Origin of the sequence: Methylophilus sp. UBA6697, assembly GCF_002454655.1 — a bacterium.
In the GTDB taxonomy this organism is placed as follows: Bacteria; Pseudomonadota; Gammaproteobacteria; order Burkholderiales; family Methylophilaceae; genus Methylophilus.
Map to the genome: position 1 here is coordinate 1 of NZ_DKJH01000020.1, position 23763 is coordinate 23763.

A 23763-nucleotide genomic window follows, 5' to 3' on the forward strand; every position below is an offset into this window, starting at 1 on the left:
TTTGATGCCGAAGGCAAGCCATTCAAAGTGGTGAAATATGCGACGGATATCACCGCCGAAAAACTGAGAAATGCAGATTTTGCAGGCCAAATCAGTGCCATCAGTAAAGTCATGGGCGTGATTGAGTTTGACCTCACAGGCAAGATCACTGCCGTGAACGATAACTTTGCTGCTGTCACCGGCTACAGCAAGCAGGAAATCATTGGCCAGCATCACCAGATGTTCGTTGAATCCGCTTATAAAAGCAGCCCGGAATATAAACAGTTTTGGGATCAACTGGGCCGCGGCGAAGCCGACGATGGCCAATATAAACGCGTAGGTAAAGGCGGCAAGGAAATCTGGCTGCAAGCCAGCTACAACCCGATTTTTAATGACGAAGGCAAACCATTCAAAGTGGTGAAATATGCCACAGACATTAGCGCCAAAGTGGCGGAAGCCCAGGCGATGTCACAAGCGGTACACGAAACTGCCGAAGTGGTCGCAGCGACCAAGGCACATGACTTGACCCAACGCATTGCGACCGCGAATAAGCAAGGCGAAATCAAGCTGCTGTGTGAAGGCGTCAACGAGATTGTCGACACCATGAGCAACATCTTGTCGACCATTAAAGCGGCTGGCGAAACCATTAACTCGGCAGCGTCAGAAATCTCGCTTGGTAATAATGATTTGTCACAGCGCACCGAAGAGCAAGCCAGCTCGCTGGAAGAAACCGCCTCCAGCATGGAGGAAATTGCCACCAATGTGAAAAATAATGCCGAGAACGCCAAACTGGCGCATGGCATGACAGACCAGGCCAACGACATTGCCACCAAAGGCGGCGAAGTGTTTGGCAAAGTGGTGGCCACCATGACTGAAATCACTGAAAGCTCCTCACGCATTGAAGAGATTATTTCGGTGATTGACGGCATTGCCTTCCAGACCAATATTCTGGCGCTGAATGCCGCCGTAGAAGCCGCCCGCGCAGGTGAGCAAGGCCGTGGCTTTGCCGTGGTAGCCAGCGAGGTGCGCAACCTGGCACAACGCTCTGCCAGCGCCGCCAAGGAAATCAAGGTATTGATTAACGACTCTGCAGAAAAAGTCGCCAACGGTTCACAGTACGTAGAACAGGCAAGTGGCACGATGGAAGAAATTGTCAGCGTTATCAGCAAGTTTTCACAGCTGATTGGTGAAATTACCGTCGCATCCGTTGAACAAAGCAGTGGTATCGAGCAGATCAACCTGGCGGTGTCGCAAATGGATGAAGTCACCCAGCAAAATGCGGCACTGGTGGAAGAAGCGGCTGCCGCGGCCATGTCTCTAGTGACACAGGCTGAGAAGCTGCAAGACACCGTCAACCAATACCAGTTACTGGATACTGACACTATCAGCCGGGCACCGCAACAGCGCGTCAGCCTGGGTAGAACCGGCACGGATAATTACTAAGCGCAGCCTGTTAATACAAAACCCGCCAACTGGCGGGTTTTCTTTTGATGCTTAAACGCACGCCATTGGCATGCGCACTTATATCTGTACGCGACTACCCAATTCAATCACGCTATTGGCCGGAATATTAAAATACTCGACTGCACTGCTGGCGTTGCGTGACATCACGGAAAACAGTTGGTCACGCCAGCGTGGCATGGCACCACCAACGTCTGGCACGATGATATCGCGGCTCAGGAAATAGGAGTTGGTAAACGGATCCAGTGTTTGCCCATCCAAATCCAGTTGCAATAAGGCTTGCGGAATATCGGCATGCTGCATAAAACCATAACGTAATTGCACTTGCCAGAAACCATCGACCAGGCGCTTGGTGGTGATGCGCTCAGCGGTATTCATGAATGGCACGTCTTCGAACGACACATTCACAAACAAATTACGCTGATGTAGCACCTGGTTATGCTTGAGATTATGCATTAAAGCCTGTGGCACTGTGTCAAGGTTAGACACCATATACACCGCTGTTCTCTGCACTTGAGGCAGTGTGCTACTGGCGAGGGTGGCGAGCAATGGTGCCAGTTTAGGGTCTGTCTCAGCCATGCTATTCAGCAGTGTATAGCGGCCTTTTTTCCAGGTGGTCATCAGCACAATCAACAGTATGCTCAACGCAATCGGAAACCAGCCACCCTGCAAAAACTTCATGGAGGCTGAGCTAAACAATACGGCATCCACCGCGCCCAAGGCGCCGGTCAATAACCAGACCAACCAGGCCGGAAACTGCCAGCGATGACGCATGACGACAAACAGCAAAACAGTGGTGATGAGCATGGTGCCGGTGACGGCAATACCATAGGCAGACGCCAGCGCCGACGAGCTTTGGAACGCCAGGCAGACGATGATGACTGCCAGCAGCAATGCCCAGTTCACTGCGGGAATATAAATCTGACCTGACTCACTGGCAGAGGTATGGATAATACGCATACGCGGCAAAAAGCCCAATTGAATCGCCTGGCGGGTCATGGAGAATGCGCCAGAAATCACCGCTTGCGAAGCAATAATGGTCGCCAGTGTGGCCAGAATCACAGCAGGAATCAGCAAGGGTTGCGGAAACGATAAATAGAATGGATTGCTGACCGCATCAGGATGTTGCAACAATAATGCGCCCTGCCCCAGGTAATTTAACGCCAGACAGGGGAACACCAACCCCAGCCAGGCCAGTTGTATCGCGCGGCGGCCAAAGTGGCCCATGTCGGCATATAAAGCCTCGGCGCCGGTCACCGCCAGCAATATTGCACCGATGGCAATAAACACACCAGCATCACGCGCTTGCAAGAACTGCCAGGCATATTGCGGATGCAGTGCCTGCAACACTTGTGGTGCTTGTGCGATTTGCCACACGCCTATCGCCGCCAGCGCCAGAAACCAGACGATCACAATCGGGCCAAAAAACCGGCCAACGGCATGCGTGCCATGTCGCTGAAACCAGAACAGGCCGATAAGTATGCCTATCGTAATCGGCAGAATCTGCGCGGCCAGCGCAGGAGAAGCCACTTGCAGGCCTTCGACCGCTGACAGTACGGAAATGGCTGGCGTGAGCACGCTGTCACCATAAAACAAGGCAGCACCGAGCACGCCCAGTAATAGCAAACCACCGGTGCGCTTATCTTGCGGCCGCAAACTGGACACCGCCAGTGATAGCAAGGCCATTACACCACCCTCGCCTTTGTTGTGTGCGCGTAACACCAGTAGCACATATTTAAAGGTCACCACAAACATCAGCAACCAGAAAATAGACGAGATCGCGCCCAGAATATTGGCCTGGGTGAGCGGCACGCCAGTGCTCTCGCTAAAAATAACTTGTACGGTATAGAGCGGGCTGGTGCCGATATCGCCGTAGACGACGCCTATCGCCCCCAGCGCCAGCGCAGCCAAACTACTTTTTCGCATGGAAAGATTGTCCATCACATCCCCTTGTGGTTGATTGATGGAGGCAGTGTGAGGCTAACGGTATATCAATCGCATAAACAAGAACGACTGACTCAGGCGAGCCGATAGCCGATGCCGAGCTCAGTCAGAACGGTTTGCGGTGCAGAGGGATAATCTTCGAGCTTGGCACGTAAACGGCCAATATGAATACGCAGGTAATGCGTGTCATCGATATAATCCGCCCCCCACACCTGGGCCAGCAATTGACTATGGGTAAAAATGGTGCCGGGCTTGCTGGCCAGCAACATCAGCAATGCATGCTCAATCGGGCTCAAATGCAACTGCTCGCCATGTTTGGTCACCAGGCCGCTGGCACGGTTAATCACTAATGACTGATGTTGATAAACGTGATCACGCATCTGCATGATGGCTGTGCGCCGCAACGCCACCTGTATCCTCGCCAGCAACTCCTGCAAGCCAAATGGCTTCATCAGGTAATCATCTGCACCCAGGTTCAGGCAATGCACTTTATCCAGTTCATCCTGGCGGGCAGACAGTACCAGGATCGGCACATCCGAATAAGCACGCAGCTGCGGAATAAACTGCTCGCCCTGCCCATCCGGCAAACCCAGGTCGAGAATAACCATGGCAAATCCGCTGGCCTCACGCGCTTGCGCGAGGTCTCGCGCATGTTGTACGCGGTAGCCGTGCGCAGACAATGCAGGTAACAGAAACTGGTACACGCCCGGGTCGTCCTCCACCAATAATAACGCTGCCTGCTGGCTCATGTGTCGGCCTTGATTAAGTCTGCCGCGTATACAAACGGGAATAACAGACGTACAGCAGTGCGATGGTCAGCACTGGTGCCCAGCTGTACTTGCCCGCCATGTAGTTGCATCACGGTATCCACAATCGATAAACCCAGCCCAAAGCCACGCACACCTGCCATCGCTGGTGTGTGCGCATCAAAAGCGGAGATCACAAAACCTGGTGAGAAACCTGGCCCCTGATTGAGTACTGACAAAACCAGCGACGAGGATTCTATGTGCATGGCGACTTCAATGGCGCTATCAGCCTCTCGCCACTGCAAGGCGTTATCGATCAGGTTGGCCAGCGCATGCGCGACCAATACCGCATCAGCTTTAAACAGTACTTCTTGCTGCGAATCGGCCTCAGGCAATGTCACTTGCAACAACACCGCAGGCGTACGTTGCAAATAGCGTTGCACGACGTGCTGAATAATTTCCTGGGGCGACGCCCAGTCCAGGTGCAAGCTGCTGCTACCTGCATCCAGTTTCACCAGTGTCAGGATGTTCTCGGTGGCCTGGGTTAAATAGCTGGCTTCCGCTTGTATGCTATGCAATAACTGCGCAGACTGCGCTGGCGCCAACACAATCTGTCGATCCGCCAACACATTGACGGCACCGAGGATGGCGGTCAGCGGTGTGCGCATATCATGCGATAATGCAGTCAGCAGCGTCTTTTTGAAATTGGCCTCACTGGCATCACGCGCGGCTTGTGCCAGGGCCATTTGTTGGCGTAACTTCATCGTCGCTTGTGCGCATTGGTGGGTCAGCAAGCGTAAAAAATGCAGGTCAGATGCCGCATGGCTTGCCACCACCAGCACTTCGCGTTGCGGAATACCAAACGGCAACAGGCAGTCGCCCAGCTCAGGCCAGTCTGCGGTGCCCGCACCAATCGCACGCTGGTAATCCAACGCCCATTGCACGCTTGAGACTTCAAGGGTCGCCACTGGCGCACCCGCCAAATATGTTAGTGCATTGGCATCGGACAACTGCACCACGCTAACCTGCCAGGCAAACACGTCTTGGACATGCTGGCAGGCGGCTTGCAACAAGCCCTCAACACTGGACTGCATGGCCAGCAGCTCGGCCAATGACTGGAAAAACCGCGACTGCAAGGCCGCCTGTTGCGCCTGTTGCCTTTGCTGCTTGAGTTGCTGCATGGCGCGACTCACCATCAGCGCCAGCGCCGCAAATACCGACAACATCAGCCAGGATTGCAGGCTGGCGATACCAAAGGTGTAACGCGGCTCGATAAAAAGGTAATTGATCAGCAGTACGGCGATGACCGCCGTCAGCAAAGCATGGAAAAAGTGCAGAAAATAAGCCGCCCACAGCACGCACAACAGATACAGCAGCGTGATGACGGCCACCCCCAGTGCGGAGAAATAATACAAGCCTATGCCTGAGACCAGCGCCAACCCTGCAATCAAGGCGGCATAGCTTTGCCAGTGTGACGGTTTCGATAAAACAGGATGATCGAAGTTGCCTGGCATGATCACTGAAAATGACTAGCGCCCGTAAATATCCAGGTTTTTATAATTGGGCCCGAAGAATTCCTTCATCATAAAATCTTCGAGGAAAGCATTATCTGCTGGCCTTGCCGACAGTGAGATCGTGCGCCCCAGGCGGTTGGATATCCAGTCAAAATCACCATTGTAGTGCTCACGGATAATCGCAATCATGCGCCGCATCATGACCAGCCGGATATCTTCACCATTGCGCGCCTCAACTTCGTAATACTGTGTATTGGCCGAGGTGTAATCGTTGACCCAGCCTTTAAAGCTGAAGGTGGCGTTATACGGGTCCATGCGCCGGATCTGGAATAAACCATTGGTGCCGAACTTGAGGTTATTCATGATGTTTTTGGTACGGCGCTCATCTTCTGAGGGCCCACGCTCGGCAGCCGCAGCGGCATCATTGATCTGTTTGGCGGCCATTTCGTCCGAATTACGGTCCGACTGCCTGCGTTTGATCATACTCGAGAAGTCCTCCACCGGTGGCGGTGGCACAGGCGGTGTTGGCTCAGGCCGGTTCTGCGGCTTGGGCTCAGGCAATTTGAACGGGCTATCTGGCCGTTGTGATTGAATGACTTTTTTCGGTAATTTTGGCTCAGCCTTGGGCTGTGGTTTCGGTTTGGGCTGCGGCTGAGGCGGTGGCTCCGGTGGCATTTCTGGCGGCGGCGACACTTTAGGTGTTTTAGGTGCAGGCACCCCAAGATCCAGCACAATATTCAAGGGTTCTTGCGCAGGCTCTTCGAGTGGGTTGAGCAAGTCGAGTAAAAATCCCCAGAACAAAATCGCGTGAAATACCAGCGACAGTAATACGGCCCACATCAGGCGCGCCGGGATACGCAACACGCGATCGCGCTGCTTTGGCTTTAGCCAGTTTGGCGTACTAAAGGGTTCAAAAGGAGAAGGCTGCATCAACTGAATGAATTAAAAATAGCGGACGTCACGCATCACGATTGTATTTCGAGCCAGAGTTTTTCAAGACGTTTGATTGAGACAGGATAAGGTGTCCTTAATTCCTGCGCAAATAATGATACACGTAACTCTTGCAACTGCCACGTAAAGTCTTGTAACTGGCTTGTTACAGGCAAATGCGCCTTGCGTAACTGCTCAACTTTCTGCTGCCAGCGCTGCTCCAGTTGGAGCAATGCCTGCGCATGTCGGCCATCACGTTCGATGCTGGTTGGGTATTTATCCACACGCATTTTAATCGCCTTGAGGTAACGCGGCAGATGCGGCAATTGCTCCCACGGCGTCTGGCTGAAAAAGCCATGGTAAAGCATGCCTTGCAACTGCTGCTCGCACTCACGTTTAATTTTTTGCGTGACCGGCGTCATTTTTTGCAGTAACGCCGCCAATACCTGGTATTCATTGGCAATCAATTGCGCTTGCCGGGTGAGCGCCTCTGTCACGGCTGGCAGGCGCGTGCGTGCACGTGCTTTCAGCTGCATAAATGCGGCATTGGTACGCGGCAATTCATCCTCGGCAATAAAGGCACGGTCGGCAATCGCTTGCAGCATATCTTCGCGTAACTGGTCCGGGTTCATGATGGCGCGTAACAACAAGGCATACTGGTTAAAGCCCGGCAGGCCTTTTTCCAATTGTTTGATTTGCTCTTTGAGCTCAAAACGCATCAGGCGACAAACGCCTTTGCGGTGCGAAACCGCTGCCGCTTCCGGTGTATCAAATAGCTTGATGGCGACGCTATCGCTATTGTCTTCAAGACCCGGATAACCCGTCAATTGGCGGCCATCTTTGCTAAAGGTAAGCGTTTGCGGCAAATCGCCAAAATCCCATTGCTTGAGGCCGGACTTTTCAATCCCCGGTGAACCGGTTCTGAATGTCAACTGTGCTGCCGAACCCAGTTGTTTTTTAAGCAGATGCCAGTCACGGCCCATGCCCAGTTCACGGCCTTTTTCATCCACCACGCTGAAATTCATCAGGTGATGCGCGTCCAGGCCAGCCAGGTCAAACTCCTCTGGCTTCAATTTGAGCCCAACCTTGTGCTGGATAAACTCTGCCAGGACTGGCAACAAAGGCGCAGTGGCAGTTTTGGCTTCGAGAAAACCGGTCACAAAATCCGGCACTGGCACACAAACGCGACGCAGGGTCTTGGGCAAAGCTTTAATCAGCGCGGTGACCTTGTCACGCACCATGCCGGGCACCAGCCATTCGGTCACTGTGGCGTCCAGCTGGTTTAGCAAGGCCAGGGGGATCGTCGCTGTCACGCCATCCAGCACATGCCCAGGCTCAAAACGGTATTTGAGCGGTACTGTTTCACCGTCTATCACCATATGCTCCGGGAACTGCACCTCGGTAATCGCACTGGCACCATGGCGCATAAGTGACTCACGCGTCAGGTGCAGCACTTTGGGATTCACTTTCTCCGCATCCTGGCGCCATTTTTCAAACGCGGCACCGTTATAAATGCGATAAGGCTCTTGATGACCAGGCTCCGTAATCTGTGGCACAACCTTGTCGTAGAACACAAATAACTGGTATTCATCCACCAACACATCCTGGCGGCGCGCCTTGTGCTCCAGTGCTTCAACTTCAGCGATTAAGCGGCGATTAGCCTCAAAAAATGGCGCCCGCGTGTCAAATTCCATATTTGCCAGGGCTTCACGGATAAAAATCTCACGCGACTCCGTCGGGTTAATTGGCCCGTAATGCACACGCCGCTTGGGCACAATGGTCAGGCCATATAAACTCACGCGCTCCCAGGCCACCACTTGCGCGGTTTTTCTATCCCAGCGCGGGTCGGTATAGTCACTTTGCGTCAGGTCACGGCTGCCACCTTCATTGGCAATCGGCTCTATCCAGTCCGGATCAATTTTTGCGACAACGCGCGCATACAGCTTGGTGGTGTCTACCAGTTCAGCAGCAATCACCCATTTCGGCCGACTTTTCTTCAGTGCCGAGCCCGGCGCAATGGTAAAGCGGATACCGCGCGCGCCGGCATAGGTCTCACTGTCACCATCCTTAAAGCCGATATTCCCCAACAAACCAGATAGCAATGCGCGATGTACCTGCTCATAACTGGCTTCCTTATCGCTGCGCTTGAAGTCCATCTCCTCCACCATCTCCAGCAGTTGCTGATGCAACTCACGCCACTCTTTTAAGCGCAGGAAAGACAGGAAATTCTGATGGCATTGATTCAGCAAGTCGCGATTGGACTTTTTAGTCTTTAATGCCTGCTCATACCAGTCCCACAACTTGAGATAGCTCATAAAGTCGGAATCATCTGCTTTGAACTTGGCATGTGCGCTATCTGCCGCTTCGCGCTTGTCCATGGGCCGCTCGCGTGGATCCTGCATGCTCAAGACACTGGCAATAATCAGGATTTCGCGCAAACAGCTTTCTTTTTTCGCGGCCAGAATCATGCGTGCCACACGCGGATCCAACGGCAAGCGCGCCATCTGACGGCCCAGCTCAGTAATCTCGCGCCGCTCCGTCACCGCGCCCAGCTCTTGCAACAACTGGTAACCATCGCTGATCAGCCGTGACGAAGGCGCTTCAATAAACGGGAAATCGGCGACATCGCCCAAGCGCAAATCAGCCATACGCAAAATCACGCTGGCCAGTGAGCTACGCAGGATTTCAGGGTCAGTAAAGGCCGGACGCTGGTTAAAATCCTCTTCGGAATACAAACGCACACAGATACCGTTAGACACGCGGCCGCAACGCCCTGCCCGCTGCTTGGCAGCCGCTTGCGAGATTTTCTCTATCTGTAATTGTTCAACCTTCGCCCGTGGGCTGTAGCGGTTAACGCGCGCCAGGCCAGCGTCAATCACATATTTAATGCCAGGCACCGTCAATGAAGTCTCTGCGACGTTGGTCGCCAGCACAATGCGGCGTTGGCCGCCCGGGCGGAAGATTTTTTGCTGATCTTCAATGCTCAGTCGCGCAAACAGCGGCAAAATCTCCAGTGATTTCAGCTTCGGTGAACGTCCCTGGTATTTACGCAAATGATCTGCCGTATCGCGAATTTCACGCTCACCCGGCAAAAACACCAGAATATCGCCATCGCCCAAACGCAGCAAATCCTCAGCCGTATCGAGGATGGCATCCTCCATCACCTCTTCTTCGTCATCCTCTTCCAGCCAACGCGTCTCGGTACGCGGTGGCTTGCGCTTAATGCCCATGAGGTCCTGCGCAAAACGGTCAATATCGTCCAGACCATCATCCACCGGCACTTCAACCGCCACCATGGTGGTTTTATTACCCAGCGGGCGGTAACGAATCTCGACCGGATAAGTACGACCACTCACCTCAATCACCGGCGCACCGTTAAAGTGATTGGAGAAGCGATCAGCATCAATCGTCGCTGACGTGACAATGATTTTTAAATCCGGCCGTTTCGGCAATAACTGCTTGAGGTAGCCCAGCAGGAAATCAATATTCAGGCTGCGCTCGTGCGCCTCATCGATAATGATGGTGTCATAACCGTTAAGGAATTTATCGCTCTGCGTCTCCGCCAGCAAAATCCCGTCGGTCATTAATTTGACATAACTGCGCTCCGACAATTTGTCATTAAAACGCACCTTGTAACCCACTACCTCACCCAGCGGACTCTGCAGTTCCTGCGCAATCCGCGAAGCCACCGAACGCGCCGCAATTCGGCGCGGCTGTGTGTGCCCAATCAGGCCTGCAACCCCGCGCCCCAGCGCCAGGCAAATCTTGGGCAACTGCGTGGTTTTACCAGAACCCGTTTCACCGCAAACAATCACCACCTGATGCTTGGCAATTGCTGCTGCAATCTCGTCTTTTTTGCCACTAACGGGCAACTCTTCGGGATATTCCGGCTTGGGTAATGCGGCTAATCTGGCTTGCAAACGCTGCTGGGATGCCTGGACTTTATGGGCAATATCAACCAGCGCTTTATCAACCGGCTTATTTTGTTTCAAGGCATCGCGTAACTGCTGCAAACGGCGTTTAAGCGGAAAGCGATCTGCCAGCATGCACTGGGCAAGTTGTTTTTCGAGCTGGGCGATGAGTTGTACAGGAGAGGCGGCAGTCATAGGGAGGAGATTTTAACATGGCAGGCGAAATGACATGCATTCTCGCAGCTTACATATAGCTTAAGTTTGTCTTGCTTGATACGTTGTTTTTCGCCTCTAGGCGAGTNNATAAGAAAGAATGGTCGCCGTAAAGGCGAAAAGAAACCTCTAATACCCCGGTCAACGCTGAGAAAACAAAAGAATTACTTTCTTACACACTCCTCCACCCCTGTATTCCCATCCTTAAACCCAGGTTCAAAATAAAACTTCCTGAAGCTCAACTGTCCTTTGGCATTTCTCTTGAACTCGGCAATACCGGTGCCATAATCATGCGTCTTGCCACCATACTCGCCATTCTCTGTTGGTAAGGCAAAATGCATGGCAGCATGCATATCATGCGCCGCTGCGTGGCCTTTATAAACGCCATAATCCGGCACTTCAAGCTGGAAGTCATAACTGGCATCGGCACCCTTGCTATGTTCCGGACGTAATTTCATGGTCACTGTGCCGGTATATTTTCCTTCATGCGCATCATCGCCCTTGCAGGCGTAAACGCCGCTTAAATCAAGCGCATAGGCGTTTGCTGCTATCCAGCAGCTTAATAATCCTGCGAACCACTTCATATGATTTCCTTTCACTATTCAGGCGAACGTATGCGTAAAAAACTGGCAAACTTGGGTTTACCTGTTTTGGTCACATCACGGTAAGTATAAGTGACCTGGCAGCCTATCGGCGGTGGATGCGCGCGCTCCGCGTCGCTGAATCCGGTGCCCAGTTTAAATTGGATACCTGCCGGGGTTTCTACTAATAACGCGCCCATTTTACCTTGGTATTTGCCTTTGCCGGGCACATGGGCGATCACTTTGGCTTCGGCATCAAGTTGTGGTTTGAGTTTTAGCAAGACATGGCTGCGGCCAGTGAGATATGGTGCATCAGCGCGGTGCAGCATCAGGCCTTCGCCACGCTGAGCCACAATGTGATCCAGCGTTTTTTTAAGCACTTGCCTGTCTTTAACACGGAATTGCGGCAGACTTTTGAGATAAGGGCTATGCGCTTGCCGGGCGATGTGCGCGATTTGCTGCGCTCTTTGGGCGAAATCACCGTTGGCGTTTGGCAACTCAAACACATAATAGGCGACTTGCCGCCAGGCAGCATCATCCGGGTGTACTTGTCTGACCGTGGATGAAAGCGTCTCGAATTGACCACGGCCTATCCATAACTCCCCATCCAGTGGCCGTGGCGGAAAGTCTTTAGTAAACCAGGCTGGCGCATGAATAGGATGACCCTGGCGGCTGGTGAATTGCTGGCCATCCCAGATGGCACGGATACCATCCAGTTTTTCGCTGACCAGATACTCTTGCACCAGGATATCGTCATGGTAAATCTGCGCCAGCAAAATGTCAGGCGCTTGAGCGTAGCTATGCGCAATCAGCAACGACAAGAAAAAAAACAGTAGATACCGCGTTGGCCCAAGCATGACGCCCCCAATTGTTAAATTAAATTAACAATTGAAAGTTACAGAATGCAGGGGATAAAAGCAATGTTTAGAGGAGTTGGCACCACAATTTGTCGTGATGCATGACGTCCATCCATAAAGCGACCACGCTGAGGGCGATGAGCAATACGCCACTCAGGCGCATCCCCGTCGATTCTTTAAACCAGCCGGGCATGGATTGCTGGCTGGCGCGCCATAGGACAGGTGCCAGTGCCAGCACGGTAGCTGAGCCACAGGCAAAGGCCATCATCACCAATGCCCCTTGTAACCATTGCGATTGCAATGAGGCCAGCATCACCGCTGAATAGAGCAAGCCACACGGCAACAAGGCCCAGACCATGCCCGTGAGTAAATAGCCGAATTTGGCGTGTTCGGTACGCTGTTTAATCCAGGCCCAGACTTGTTGTGCCCGCTGCACGGCCCATTGTGGTTGTTGGCCGGTGACCACTAATAGCACGCCCCAGGCAAAGATCAGCGTATGAGAGAACGTCCACAATGGCTGGAACACATGACTCTGGTTGGACAACCAGGCCAGGCCACGCAGGGTTTCTGCCGCAACCGCGCCCAAAATGCCGTAACCCAGCATGCGCCCGAGGTAAAAACTCCAGGGAATGGTCTTGATGACACGTAGCGGAATCGAACGAAATTGGCTGGTGGTGTGAGGGGGAGACTGCATGGCGCCGCAAGCTGCACCACACATGGCAATGCAATGCGGGCCGCCTGCCAGCCCCATGACAAAAGCGGTCAGGAGTAAGCTGGCTAACATGCCGAGAGTTTAAAGGATTTTGGAAAACCTTGCACGATTGGCATCGTGCTGCAAATAACGGTCAAACACCATGGCAATAGCACGCACAAAGTACCAACCCATTTCAGTCACTTTCAAGCCGTCTTCTTCCAGCACCACCAATCCCTGCTTTTCTTTATCTGCAAGTTGTTGAATCTCTGATTTAAAGTAATCCCTGAAATTCACCATATAAGAGAGCTCTATTGACTCATAGCTGAGCTCACCGTGGCACATGATGGCCATAATCACTGCGCGGCGGATCAGGTCATCACGGCTAAGCGCCAAGCCGCGCACAATCGGCAACTGGCCCTGGTCCAGAAAGTCGTAATACTCTTCCAGCGTTTTGGCATTCTGGCTATAGGTCGCGCCCATTTTGCCAATAGCAGAGACGCCCAGCGCCAGAATATCCTGGTCAGCCATGGTACTGTAACCCTGAAAGTTGCGGTGCAACCTGCCCTGCTGTTTGGCAATCGCCAGCGCATCGTTTGGCAAAGCAAAATGGTCCATGCCGATATACACATATCCCGCCTGCATCAATTGCTGAATAGCCTCTGACAGCATCTGGATTTTGTCTACGGCATTGGGCAACTCATCTTGCAGAATACGGCGCTGCGGCTTGAAGCGTGATGGCAAATGTGCATAGCCATACAGGGCAATGCGGTCTGGGCGCAATGTGGTAATTTTAGCGATCGTTTCGCGGAAGGTTGCCGGGGTTTGCTTGGGCAAGCCATAAATCAGATCGGCATTGATAGACTGGTAACCCATCTCCCGCGCTTGTTGCATCAGCGTTTCCACTTGCGTATAAGACTGCACTCGATGTACCGCTTGCTGCACATCGGCATCAAAATCTTGTACACCAAAACTCAGGCGGTTAAAGCCCAGGTCGCGCAAATGCTGCAAGCGTTGCTGGTTCACCGTACGTGGATCAATCTCAATCGAGTATTCACCCTCCTGGTTAAACACAAAGGCTTTTTTCAGCATCTCCACCAGGCGGGTTAAATCCTCATCATTGAGAAAGGTCGGTGTACCGCCGCCTAAATGCAGCTGGTTCACGGCCTGCGCTTGCGAAAACTTGTCCAGATGCAGATTGAGTTCGCGTTGCAGATAGTTGAGGTAAATGGCGCTCTGTTCATAACGTTTGGTGACGATTTTGTTGCAGGCACAATAAAAACACAGCGACGCGCAAAACGGGATATGTACATACACCGATAACGGTTGTGTCCAGTTGCTGATATTGCGCTGCTCTGCAGCCTTGACATAGGCCGCCGCATCAAACGCCTCGACAAAGCGGTCTGCCGTGGGGTAAGAGGTGTACCGCGGCCCCGAAACATCATAGCGCTCGATGTGCTCTTGAGTAATCGTCAACGGTTGTTTCATGGTATCTAGCAAATGCTTTCCTGTCTGCACAAGTGAGACATCTCGTCCCGGGAGTCATTGCCGGCTACTTTGCCATAAAGCAAACCATGACTTCTTGATGCATATCAAATAGTCCGGTCAGCTACGCGTGCATAATGCAACGCACTATAATAGGGAAGAGTAAAAGCATCATGTTAAATGCCATTGCAGCACATGAAGTCGCCACGGATGAAATCACCACCCATGAAATCAAGGCGCAGGAGGCGTATAATCAGTCGCAAGATCAACGACTGCCAAGGACATCTCCCATGCAAGCCGAATCCAGTTTCAAGGTGGCCTGCTCTAACTGCAACCTGCGTGAGCTGTGTCTGCCCATAGGTTTAAGCACGGACGAGATGAGCCAGCTGGATGGCATGGTCGCCACCAGAAAGAAAGTCAAACAAGGGGGGCACCTGTTTAGCAGCGGCGACCCATTCACCACCTTGTATGCGATTCGTACCGGTTTTTTTAAAACCTGTGTGGTATCTGAGGATGGCCGCGAACAAGTCACCGGCTTTCAAATGGCGGGTGAAATCATGGGCCTGGATGGCATCGTCAGTGACAAGCACAATTGCAATGCCATCGCTCTGGAAGATGCCGAAGTCTGCGTGATGCCATTTAACCACGTCGAAGACCTGTCACGTCAAATCCCTATGCTGCAACGCCATGTGCACAAAATCATGAGCCGCGAAATTGTGCGCGAAAATGGCGTCATGATGTTGCTGGCCAATATGCGCGCCGAAGAACGCCTGGCGGCTTTCCTGCTCAATTTACTGCAACGTTTGCACGCACGCGGTTACTCAAAAAGTGAATTAATTTTACGCATGACCCGCGAAGAAATCGGCAGCTACCTGGGCATGAAACTGGAAACCGTGAGCCGCACCTTCTCTAAATTTAGCGAAGAAGGCATTATTGAAGTAAAACAAAAGAATATCCGCATTCTTGATCACGATAAACTGAAGACCATCTTTAACGCCAGCACTTGCTAGCCCACCGTTAACGCTTGATCACGGCGGTGTAGAGATGGAGACCTCTGCCCTCTTTGAGGCCTTAAGCGGATTTGTGGCAACACGCGAATGGCGCTACATTTACCCGGTGTGGTCACGCCGCGCGCAAGGCATTTCCATCGGCATTAACCTGCACCCCAATCATTGCTGTAACTGGCACTGTGTGTACTGCCAGGTGCCCGGTTTACAACGCGGCCCTTCGCCCGTCATTGATAGCCAGCTTCTGCAACAAGAGCTGGCAGACTGCCTGGGCTGGCTCACGCACCATATCCACGACAGCATTTACAGCCTGCATGACTGCGTACAGGATATTGCCTTTGCGGGTGACGGCGAACCGACAACTTCGCCGCAGTTTGCAGACATCCTCGATATGGTTGCCCACCTGATGCAACAGCGCAAACCACATGACCGCCCGGCTTGCCTGCGGCTCATCACCAATGGCAGCCAGTTGCAGCACGCGCATATACAGCATGCACTCAAACGCTTACACGAGATGGGCGGAGAGGTATGGTTCAAACTGGATGCAGGTAATGATGGCGAGATGCTGGCTGTCAACGATACGCATTTGCCTCTGGCCTTGCATTTGCAGCGCCTGCAAACTTGCTGCACGCTTTGCCCAACCTGGGTGCAAACTGCCATTTTCAGTAGAACACTGCACGGGGAGAGCGTGACCACGCCAACGCTGCCAGGCTATATGGAAGCTTTATTGCCATTGAAACAGCGCATCAGCGGCATCCTGCTATACGGCATTGCCAGACCCAGCCAGCAAGACCTACGCGGCTGCATTCAGGCCACTTCAGAGAAAATATTAGAGAAATATGCCAGCACATTGCGCACGCAGGGATTTCGCGTGCGCATGTTCGTCTAGGCGGTAACGTTAAGCGGCTATTCTTCAGCTGGTTTAAGGCCGGTTTGTGCATGGTTGCGCGCCTGAATGGCAGGCGCCATGGCTTCGTCCTGCACATCATGGCCTTGCGCATCCAGCGTTTTATTGATTTCTATGCCCTTGCGGTAATAGTCATCAATGGCCGGATCCGGATGCGTAATGGCCAGATACAAGGTGATAAAAGACGCCACAACGACCAGAGACGGGCCGCCAATAATCAGCCAGACATACGCATTCTGGTACCATTTTTGTGTTTCAACCATCTGTGTTCCTTTATCTATGCTGCTTTATGCCACCTTGCGCTAGGCCATGCCTTAACCGCTAATTACTGGGGACAATAAAGACAGATTTTTCCTTAATTGTTTCTTTGGCCTCAATGTCAGTCAACTCAAAGAAAATCTTGTGCGATCCGGCACGCGTTTCAGCTTCGGGCACCTGTATCTCGACTATGACATTGCGCTTTTCAAAAGGTTTGAGTGCTTTGAGCTGCTGACTGTTATTGTCTGAAAAATGGACGGCGAGCGCGGGTAAACCCGTGACTTGCAAATCATAATCGCGCACAGATTCGGTCTCATTTTCCAGCTTGAGATTGTACACATTCTCAATATTGCCATCGTTGGTGTAACGCGCCATCACCGAGCGATCACGCAACACATCGAGCCTGAAGTCAGGCTTAAAGTAGATACCGACCCCCATACCGACCACCATGATCACCAGAATGGTCGAATAAATCAGCACGCGTGGCCTGAGCAAACGCGCAAGCATCTGCTGACGGGTCCAGCGATTTTCCATGCCATTTTGCGTCGTATATTTAATCAGGCCTTTGGCATAGCCCATCTTATCCATCACATCGTCACAGGCATCAATACAGGCACCACAGCCGATGCACTCGTATTGCAAGCCGTCTCGGATATCGATGCCGGTCGGGCATACTTGTACGCAAATACTGCAATCAATGCAACTGCCCAGTCCATTGGCATTCTCACCCGCTTTTTTAGAGCGTGAACCACGTGGCTCACCACGTGCTTCATCGTAAGTCACCGTCATGGTGTCGCCGTCAAACATGGCACTCTGGAAGCGTGCATACGGGCACATGTATTTACAGACCTGCTCACGCATGTAACCTGCGTTACCATAGGTCGCAAAGCCATAAAAACATACCCAGAAGGTTTCCCAGCCACCGGCTTGAAATTGCAGCAAGCTTGGAACCAGTTCACGCATGGGTGTAAAGTAGCCGACAAACGTCACACCGGTCCACAAACCAAACCCGATCCAGGCGAACTGTTTCAGGGATTTACGTGTAACTTTGTTCAGGTTCCACTTGCTGTCATCAAGACGCATGCGAGCGATACGGTCACCTTCTATTTTCTGCTCCATCCACATATAGATTTCGGTATATACCGTTTGCGGACAGGTGTAACCGCACCACAAGCGTCCGGCAATCGCCGTAAACAGGAACAGGGAAAGTGCAGAGACAATCAACAGGAATGCCAGGTAAATCAGGTCCTGCGGATGGAAGATCAGGCCAAACACATAAAACCGCATGCCTTCCAGGTCAAACAGCATGGCCTGTCGACCATCCCATTGCAACCACGGCACACCGTAGAAGAACAGCTGCGTTGCCCACACCATGACCCAACGCCAGTTATTAAATAAACCGGAGACATGGCGGGCATAAATCTTATCTTCGGACTTATAAAGTGACAAAACCACCTCCTGTTCACGGATGGTGGTTTTGTTCACAGCGCTTTGTTTAGTATCGCTCATGTATTTATCTGCATTCGCTTACTTGTTGGAGAGGCCCCAAACATAAGCGGTCAGCAAATGAATTTGCTCCGGGCTGAATTTCTCTTGCCAGGCTGGCATCTGGTTGGTTTTACCTTCGTGAATACGCTTGATAATCGCGGCTTCACCCTGGCCATGCAACCAGGTGTTGTCTGACAGGTTAGGTGCACCAATCATCTGGTTACCTTTGCCTTCAGGGCCGTGGCAAGCTGCACACACGACAAACTTGTCTTTACCGGCATTGGCACGACCAGAGTCATGAATACTGCCAGACAGACTTAATACGTAGTTAGCCACGTTTTTCACGTCTTCTTCATTACCGACAGCGGCTGCCATCGGCGGCATCATGCCGATACGGCCACCCGTAATGGTTTCTTTAATACGCTCTGGGCTACCGCCATACAACCAGTCGGTATCCGTCAGGTTAGGGAAACCACGGCTACCCTTGGCATCTGAACCATGGCAAGCGGCACAGTTGTTGAGGAAAATACGCTTGCCAATATCACGGGCTTCCGGAATTTTAGCCACTTCTTCAACCGGCATCGCCGCATATTTGGCATACAGCGGTGCAATTTTTTCATTGTTTTTAGCCACTTCAACTTCGTATTGCTTGACGCCCGTCCAGCCAAATTTACCATTGTAAGTACCCAAGCCAGGGAACAGGTACAAGTAAGTCAGGCCAAAAATAACGGTAATGATAAACAAACCTACCCACCACATTGGCAGCGGATTGTTCATTTCTTTAATGCCGTCCCACTCGTGACCATTGGTGTTGTCACTATCCAGAGGCACTTTGACGCGGCTTGCGAAAATCAGCAAACCGACACAAAAAGCGATCCCACCCAAGGTAATGGTCGAAATCCAGATCGGCCAAAATCCATTTACAAAATCATTCATGATGTTTTCCTTAACATGTCCGCACAAATATTAGTCTTGATCGAACGGCAGGTTCTGCGCGTCCTTGAATTGTGCGGAGTGACGATTGCGCCATGCCCAAACCAGGATTGCGATAAACAGGACAAAACTCAGTACTGTAAACAATATGCGTAACAGGTTGATGATATCCATGGCGCGTCTCCTTATTTCAGGTGTGTACCCAGTACTTGCAGGTATGAAACCAGTGCATCCATCTCGGTTTTACCCTTGATATCTGCGCCAGCAGCCTTGATCTGCTCATCGGTGTAAGGCACGCCCACTTTACGCAGCGCAACCATATGGTCACCAATCGTTTCATCGTTCACCAGGTTTTCATTCAACCATGGGTAGGCTGGCATGATGGATTCCGGCACAACGTCACGCGGCTGGTTCAAGTGCACACGATGCCAGTCGTCACTGTATTTGCCACCGACACGGTGCAAGTCAGGACCGGTACGCTTGCTGCCCCACTGGAACGGGTGGTCATACACGTACTCACCCGCTACAGAGTAGTGGCCATAACGCAATGTTTCAGCATGGAACGGACGGATCATCTGTGAGTGGCAGTTGTAGCAACCTTCACGCAGGTAAATGTCACGACCAGCCAATTGCAGCGCAGTGTATGGCTCCAACCCACGGATAGGTTCAGTCAGGGATTTTTGGAAAAACAAAGGCACGATTTCAACCAGGCCACCAAAGGAGATCGTAATGAAGGTCAGTACGATCAACAGGAAGTTATTGGTTTCAATCTTTTCGTGCAGATTGCCACTATTATTTTGATGCGTTGCCATAGTGAGCTCCTTAAGCGTGTGCAACAACAGCTGGTACTTCTACCGTTGCTGGTTTGCCATTAGTGGCTGTTTTATATGTGTTCCACAACATGATCACCAAACCGCTCATATACAGGAAACCACCCAATGCACGTGTGAAGTAGTATGGGAACTTGGCTTTCACACTCTCAACGAAGGTATAAGCCAATGTACCGTCAGCGTTCATTGCACGCCACATCAGGCCTTCCATCACGCCAGAGATCCACAACGCAGCGATATACAACACCACGCCGATGGTTGCCATCCAGAAATGCACTTCAATCGCTTTCACGCTATACATGGTTTTCTGACCGAACAAACGTGGAATCAGGAAGTACAGGGAACCGATAGAAATGAAACCAACCCAGCCCAGAGCACCAGAGTGCACGTGACCAACGGTCCAGTCAGTGTAGTGAGACAAAGCGTTCACAGTCTTAATCGCCATCATCGGACCTTCAAAGGTACTCATACCGTAGAAAGACAGGGAAACGATCAGGAAGCGCAAGATAGGGTCAGTGCGCAGTTTGTGCCAGGCGCCGGACAAGGTCATGATACCGTTGATCATACCGCCCCAGCTTGGTGCAAACAGAATTAAAGACAACACCATACCCAAGGACTGTGTCCAGTCAGGCAAAGCGGTGTAATGCAGGTGGTGCGGACCCGCCCACATGTAAGTGAAGATCAGTGCCCAAAAGTGCACGATAGACAAGCTGTAAGAGTACACAGGACGCTCAGCTTGCTTAGGTACAAAGTAGTACATCATGCCGAGGAAACCCGCTGTCAGGAAGAAACCTACCGCGTTGTGACCATACCACCACTGCACCATCGCATCTTGCACACCTGCGTAAGCAGAGTAAGACTTGAACCAGCCAGCCGGGATTGCAGCACTCTCAACGATGTGCAACAAGGCCACCGCCAGAATAAAGGCACCGTAGAACCAGTTAGCTACGTAGATATGCTTGACCTTGCGGATACCGATCGTACCGAAGAACACAACCGCGTAAGAAATCCATACGATCGCAATCAGGATATCAATTGGCCACTCCAGTTCGCCGTACTCTTTACCCTGGGTATAACCCAATGGCAAGGAGATGGCTGCGGCGACAATCACGGCTTGCCAGCCCCAGAAAGTAAAACTGGCCAGTTTGTCGCTAAACAAACGGGTCTGGCAGGTACGTTGCACGACATAGTATGAGGTAGCAAATAAAGCACAGCCACCAAATGCGAAAATCACTGCATTGGTATGCAGTGGTCGTAAACGGCCAAAAGAGGTATACGGCAAGCCCAGGTTAAGCTCTGGCCACACCAGCTGAGACGCGATAATCACGCCCATCAATGTACCAACAACACCCCAGACCACTGCCATGATGGCAAACTGGCGGACCACGGTATCGTTATAGGTCGCAGCCTTCACGGTTGCATTTTGCATGGATTTCTCCCAATGATTAAAACAAACACCCAACACTAAAAAAATTCTAAAAAATTTAGTTGTTCAACCTGATCATCTCAGACTTGTCACACATCTGATTTGACACATATCAATCCTGTTCAAAAATTCTTAATCCTGCTCAAGAATTCGGGAACCTTCTTCTTCCAGGTCTTCAAATTGCCCGGTCTGGATTGCCCACCAGAGGCCACCCAGAATGACAAACACCAGCAACACCGCCAGCGGGATCAATAAAAATGCAATTTCCATAACGCTATGCCTGACCTTTCTGCCAGCCCGACTTATTCCAGTCGGTCAAACGTAATGCATTCAGCAATACCAAAAGCGAACTGGCCGCCATGCCCAACCCGGCTAACCAGGCAGGCAATAAGCCCATAATCGCCAATGGCACACCAGCTGCGTTATACAACGCAGCCCACAACAAATTCTGTTTTACGATGAGAATGGTTTTTTGACAATGCGAAATGAGCGAAACCAGCACACCGATATCATTACCCAACACCACCATATCGGCCTGTGCCTGCGTCAAAGGGACGCCGGAACCCATTGCAATAGAAGTATGCGCTGCTGCAATGACAGGGCCGTCATTCAAACCATCACCAACCATTAATACTTTCCGCCCCTGTTGTTGCAACAACTTTACATGCTGCAGCTTATCTGCTGCTTTTTGTAACCCGAATGCGCGCTGGATTCCCAGTTGCGCTGCGAGGTTTTTAACGGGCGCTATTCTATCACCAGATAACAGTTGAATATCAAGCCCATTTGCAATTAATTGTGAAATCGCTGCCTTGGCATGTGGTTTTACCTGCTCGGACAACGTCAGTCGCATCAGCGTGATTTCGCCTGTAGTGACATACACCTGGCGCAACGCTTCGCTCTCGGCCTCATCACTTACACCACAAAATTCTGCATTGCCTAGCTTCACCGGCAGTAATGCGCCGTTTGGTGCATGAAATGTAGCAGACATGCCGCCACCGACAATCTCTTGCCAATCCTGCATAGGCAGTTGATCTTGCGCATCATGCTGCAAGGCAAAGCCATGCAAGGCCTGAGCTACCGGATGCAAGGAATCCCGGCTCATGCTGGCAATCACATCAAGTAGCCATTGCGAATCCCAGTCTGCGTGACTGTCTGCCAATGTCACTTGCTGCACATTCTCAGTCAGGGTGCCGGTTTTATCGAATACAACGGTGTCCACTTCGCTGATCGCCTGTATCGCTTGCAAACGGCGGATCAGCACACCGCCTTTGGCAAAAGTACCAGCACTAGCCAGCATGGCCGCGGGCGTTGCCAGGGATAATGCACATGGACAAGTCACGACAAGTACGGCCACAGCCGACATAATCGCTTTGGCAGGATCGGTCGTCCACCAGTAAAAAACAGCATAGATGGCGGCCAGCAACACAGCCCACAAGAATGGTTGCGCGACTTTATCTGCCAGCAAGGCAATGCCAGGTTTTTCAGTAGAAGCAGACGCCATGAGGTTGACCAACGCATGGTATTGCGTGCCCTCGCCTACCTGCTCCACCTGCATTTCAATGGCAGAAGTTAAATTGCCGGAGCCAGCGATGACCTTTGCGCCTGCGGGCTTCATCACTGGCTCGGATTCACCAGTCAACATGGACTCATCAGCACTTGTGCTGCCAACCAAGATCAGGCCATCGGCCGCAAACACTTCGCCGGGACGCACATAAAGCACATCGCCGACATTGATATTAGTCGCGGCGATTTGCACCCACTCACCGGCGGCATTTTTCTTAAGCACCGCATGTGGCAAGCGGCGCATCATGTTTTCCAAGGCACCAGCCGTGCGGTTGCGCAATTTGACATCCAGCCAGCGACCAATCAGCAGAAAGCTGACAAACATGGTCAGCGAGTCATAATAAACCACGTCACCCCACCAGCCGCCTGGCGCAAACGTGGCCAATGTGCTCATCACAAACGCTGCCAGAATACCCAGCGACACCGGTACATCCATGCCTAACTGGCGCTGCTTGATACTTGCCCAGGCCTGGGACAAAAACGGCGTAGCTGAAAATAGCATGACCGGCAGGGTCAGCACCCAGGAGGCCCATTTCATGAGCTGCACCATATCTGGCGCCATATCATTGCTATCAGACCAATAAGTAGGATAGGCATACATCATGACCTGCATCATGCAGAACACGGCCACGACCAGGCGCCATAACATCTTGCGTTGCTGGACAGTACGATCCGAAATAGCGCTGTATTCGTTAAGGGGTAACGCCGGGTAACCAATCTCGTTTAAATTGGCAAACCAGTGAGAAGGGGAAGTTTGTTTCGCATCCCAGACCACGCGGACACGTTTGGAAGCGGCGCTGGCTTGTACGGCAAGCACGCCGCGCTGTTGTTTGATAGTTTGTTCAATACGCCCACTGCAAGCGGCGCAATGCATATTATCGACCCATACATGAGAGGTCCATACCTCAGCAGAGGATGCATCGCGCTGACTAAATCGCTCCCACTCAGACTGGATATCCAGCCCTTGCCAGGGATTCGCACTGCTTGCTGCTAAAGGTTTTGCCATTGGGTGATGGACCGTCCGTCAACAATATATAAC

The 23763-nt window shown here is 51.9% G+C and carries 20 protein-coding genes; 3 read left to right on the top strand and 17 right to left on the bottom strand.

Annotation, left to right across the window (positions count from 1 at the left end; translation table 11 throughout):
* Positions 1-1422: methyl-accepting chemotaxis protein (locus B3355_RS05870; RefSeq protein ID WP_292781364.1), on the top strand; the 1422-nt coding region annotated here is incomplete at its 5' end.
* 78 nt (positions 1423-1500) lie between these two features.
* On the opposite strand, the gene B3355_RS05875 is transcribed toward B3355_RS05870, so the two are convergent.
* The 9 genes from B3355_RS05875 to hemN all read right to left on the bottom strand — a co-directional run bounded on the left by B3355_RS05875 (position 1501) and on the right by hemN (position 14315).
* Complete coding sequence (locus tag B3355_RS05875; RefSeq protein WP_292781367.1) at positions 1501-3381, bottom strand: potassium transporter Kup; 1881 nt, start codon at positions 3379-3381, stop codon at positions 1501-1503.
* A gap of 77 nt (positions 3382-3458) precedes the next feature.
* Complete coding sequence (locus tag B3355_RS05880) at positions 3459-4133, bottom strand: winged helix-turn-helix domain-containing protein (protein WP_292781370.1); 675 nt, start codon at positions 4131-4133, stop codon at positions 3459-3461.
* Positions 4130-5644 carry a DUF4118 domain-containing protein gene (locus B3355_RS05885; protein WP_292781373.1) on the bottom strand — a complete coding sequence of 505 codons (1515 nt, stop codon included), beginning with the start codon at positions 5642-5644 and terminating at the stop codon, positions 4130-4132. Before B3355_RS05885 ends, B3355_RS05880 begins: the two co-directional genes overlap by 4 nt.
* 15 nt (positions 5645-5659) lie before the next feature.
* Positions 5660-6574: a hypothetical protein gene (locus B3355_RS05890; protein ID WP_292781376.1), complete on the bottom strand. Its 915-nt coding sequence runs from the start codon at positions 6572-6574 to the stop codon at positions 5660-5662.
* Positions 6575-6609: 35 nt separating this feature from the next.
* Positions 6610-10620 carry an ATP-dependent RNA helicase HrpA gene (gene hrpA / locus B3355_RS05895; RefSeq protein WP_292781429.1) on the bottom strand — a complete coding sequence of 1337 codons (4011 nt, stop codon included), beginning with the start codon at positions 10618-10620 and terminating at the stop codon, positions 6610-6612.
* A gap of 242 nt (positions 10621-10862) precedes the next feature.
* The gene (locus tag B3355_RS05900) at positions 10863-11282 is read right to left on the bottom strand and encodes a hypothetical protein (RefSeq protein ID WP_292781379.1); all 420 of its coding nucleotides are present in this window, start codon (positions 11280-11282) and stop codon (positions 10863-10865) included.
* A gap of 14 nt (positions 11283-11296) precedes the next feature.
* Positions 11297-12136, bottom strand: a complete 840-nt coding sequence (locus B3355_RS05905; RefSeq protein ID WP_292781382.1) for a DNA ligase — start codon at positions 12134-12136, stop codon at positions 11297-11299.
* Positions 12137-12203: 67 nt separating this feature from the next.
* Positions 12204-12920 (bottom strand): sulfite exporter TauE/SafE family protein, encoded by a 717-nt coding sequence (locus tag B3355_RS05910; RefSeq protein ID WP_292781385.1) that lies wholly within the window; start codon positions 12918-12920, stop codon positions 12204-12206.
* A gap of 9 nt (positions 12921-12929) precedes the next feature.
* On the bottom strand, positions 12930-14315 hold the full coding sequence (gene hemN, locus B3355_RS05915) for an oxygen-independent coproporphyrinogen III oxidase (RefSeq protein ID WP_292781387.1): 1386 nt from the start codon (positions 14313-14315) through the stop codon (positions 12930-12932).
* A gap of 170 nt (positions 14316-14485) precedes the next feature.
* On the opposite strand from hemN, the gene fnr reads away from it, so the two are divergent.
* Together fnr and B3355_RS05925 are read left to right on the top strand one after the other, a co-directional pair.
* Entirely contained in the window at positions 14486-15322 is an 837-nt protein-coding gene (gene fnr, locus B3355_RS05920; RefSeq protein WP_292781390.1) for a fumarate/nitrate reduction transcriptional regulator Fnr, read from the top strand.
* A 34-nt stretch (positions 15323-15356) separates the two neighbouring features.
* Entirely contained in the window at positions 15357-16208 is an 852-nt protein-coding gene (locus B3355_RS05925) for a hypothetical protein (RefSeq protein WP_292781392.1), read from the top strand.
* Positions 16209-16225: 17 nt separating this feature from the next.
* Here the strand turns inward: B3355_RS05925 and B3355_RS05930 are convergent, their stop codons facing one another.
* The 8 genes from B3355_RS05930 to B3355_RS05965 form a co-directional block, all read right to left on the bottom strand.
* Positions 16226-16489 carry a FixH family protein gene (locus tag B3355_RS05930; protein WP_019881971.1) on the bottom strand — a complete coding sequence of 88 codons (264 nt, stop codon included), beginning with the start codon at positions 16487-16489 and terminating at the stop codon, positions 16226-16228.
* Between the two features lie 58 nt (positions 16490-16547).
* Positions 16548-17993: a cytochrome c oxidase accessory protein CcoG gene (gene ccoG, locus B3355_RS05935; RefSeq protein WP_292781395.1), complete on the bottom strand. Its 1446-nt coding sequence runs from the start codon at positions 17991-17993 to the stop codon at positions 16548-16550.
* Between the two features lie 18 nt (positions 17994-18011).
* Positions 18012-18908 (bottom strand): cytochrome-c oxidase, cbb3-type subunit III, encoded by an 897-nt coding sequence (ccoP, locus tag B3355_RS05940; RefSeq protein ID WP_024929866.1) that lies wholly within the window; start codon positions 18906-18908, stop codon positions 18012-18014.
* Between the two features lie 30 nt (positions 18909-18938).
* Positions 18939-19079, bottom strand: a complete 141-nt coding sequence (locus B3355_RS05945) for a cbb3-type cytochrome oxidase subunit 3 (protein ID WP_019881968.1) — start codon at positions 19077-19079, stop codon at positions 18939-18941.
* Positions 19080-19090: 11 nt separating this feature from the next.
* The gene (ccoO, locus tag B3355_RS05950) at positions 19091-19717 is read right to left on the bottom strand and encodes a cytochrome-c oxidase, cbb3-type subunit II (RefSeq protein WP_019881967.1); all 627 of its coding nucleotides are present in this window, start codon (positions 19715-19717) and stop codon (positions 19091-19093) included.
* Between the two features lie 10 nt (positions 19718-19727).
* Complete coding sequence (gene ccoN / locus B3355_RS05955; protein ID WP_019881965.1) at positions 19728-21164, bottom strand: cytochrome-c oxidase, cbb3-type subunit I; 1437 nt, start codon at positions 21162-21164, stop codon at positions 19728-19730.
* Between the two features lie 129 nt (positions 21165-21293).
* Entirely contained in the window at positions 21294-21431 is a 138-nt protein-coding gene (ccoS, locus tag B3355_RS05960) for a cbb3-type cytochrome oxidase assembly protein CcoS (protein WP_019881964.1), read from the bottom strand.
* A 4-nt stretch (positions 21432-21435) separates the two neighbouring features.
* Positions 21436-23730 (bottom strand): heavy metal translocating P-type ATPase, encoded by a 2295-nt coding sequence (locus B3355_RS05965; protein ID WP_292781409.1) that lies wholly within the window; start codon positions 23728-23730, stop codon positions 21436-21438.
* Positions 23731-23763 lie beyond the last annotated feature (33 nt).

Coding starts and splice junctions, on each gene's coding strand:
- B3355_RS05875 (WP_292781367.1), bottom strand. CDS start 3,381: ATGGACAATCTTTCCATGCGAAAAAGTAGTTTGGCTGCGCTGGCGCTG.
- B3355_RS05880 (WP_292781370.1), bottom strand. CDS start 4,133: ATGAGCCAGCAGGCAGCGTTATTATTGGTGGAGGACGACCCGGGCGTG.
- B3355_RS05885 (WP_292781373.1), bottom strand. CDS start 5,644: ATGCCAGGCAACTTCGATCATCCTGTTTTATCGAAACCGTCACACTGG.
- B3355_RS05890 (WP_292781376.1), bottom strand. CDS start 6,574: ATGCAGCCTTCTCCTTTTGAACCCTTTAGTACGCCAAACTGGCTAAAG.
- hrpA (WP_292781429.1), bottom strand. CDS start 10,620: ATGCTGGCAGATCGCTTTCCGCTTAAACGCCGTTTGCAGCAGTTACGC.
- B3355_RS05900 (WP_292781379.1), bottom strand. CDS start 11,282: ATGAAGTGGTTCGCAGGATTATTAAGCTGCTGGATAGCAGCAAACGCC.
- B3355_RS05905 (WP_292781382.1), bottom strand. CDS start 12,136: ATGCTTGGGCCAACGCGGTATCTACTGTTTTTTTTCTTGTCGTTGCTG.
- B3355_RS05910 (WP_292781385.1), bottom strand. CDS start 12,920: ATGTTAGCCAGCTTACTCCTGACCGCTTTTGTCATGGGGCTGGCAGGC.
- hemN (WP_292781387.1), bottom strand. CDS start 14,315: ATGAAACAACCGTTGACGATTACTCAAGAGCACATCGAGCGCTATGAT.
- fnr (WP_292781390.1), top strand. CDS start 14,486: ATGTTAAATGCCATTGCAGCACATGAAGTCGCCACGGATGAAATCACC.
- B3355_RS05925 (WP_292781392.1), top strand. CDS start 15,357: ATGGAGACCTCTGCCCTCTTTGAGGCCTTAAGCGGATTTGTGGCAACA.
- B3355_RS05930 (WP_019881971.1), bottom strand. CDS start 16,489: ATGGTTGAAACACAAAAATGGTACCAGAATGCGTATGTCTGGCTGATT.
- ccoG (WP_292781395.1), bottom strand. CDS start 17,993: ATGAGCGATACTAAACAAAGCGCTGTGAACAAAACCACCATCCGTGAA.
- ccoP (WP_024929866.1), bottom strand. CDS start 18,908: ATGAATGATTTTGTAAATGGATTTTGGCCGATCTGGATTTCGACCATT.
- B3355_RS05945 (WP_019881968.1), bottom strand. CDS start 19,079: ATGGATATCATCAACCTGTTACGCATATTGTTTACAGTACTGAGTTTT.
- ccoO (WP_019881967.1), bottom strand. CDS start 19,717: ATGGCAACGCATCAAAATAATAGTGGCAATCTGCACGAAAAGATTGAA.
- ccoN (WP_019881965.1), bottom strand. CDS start 21,164: ATGCAAAATGCAACCGTGAAGGCTGCGACCTATAACGATACCGTGGTC.
- ccoS (WP_019881964.1), bottom strand. CDS start 21,431: ATGGAAATTGCATTTTTATTGATCCCGCTGGCGGTGTTGCTGGTGTTT.
- B3355_RS05965 (WP_292781409.1), bottom strand. CDS start 23,730: ATGGCAAAACCTTTAGCAGCAAGCAGTGCGAATCCCTGGCAAGGGCTG.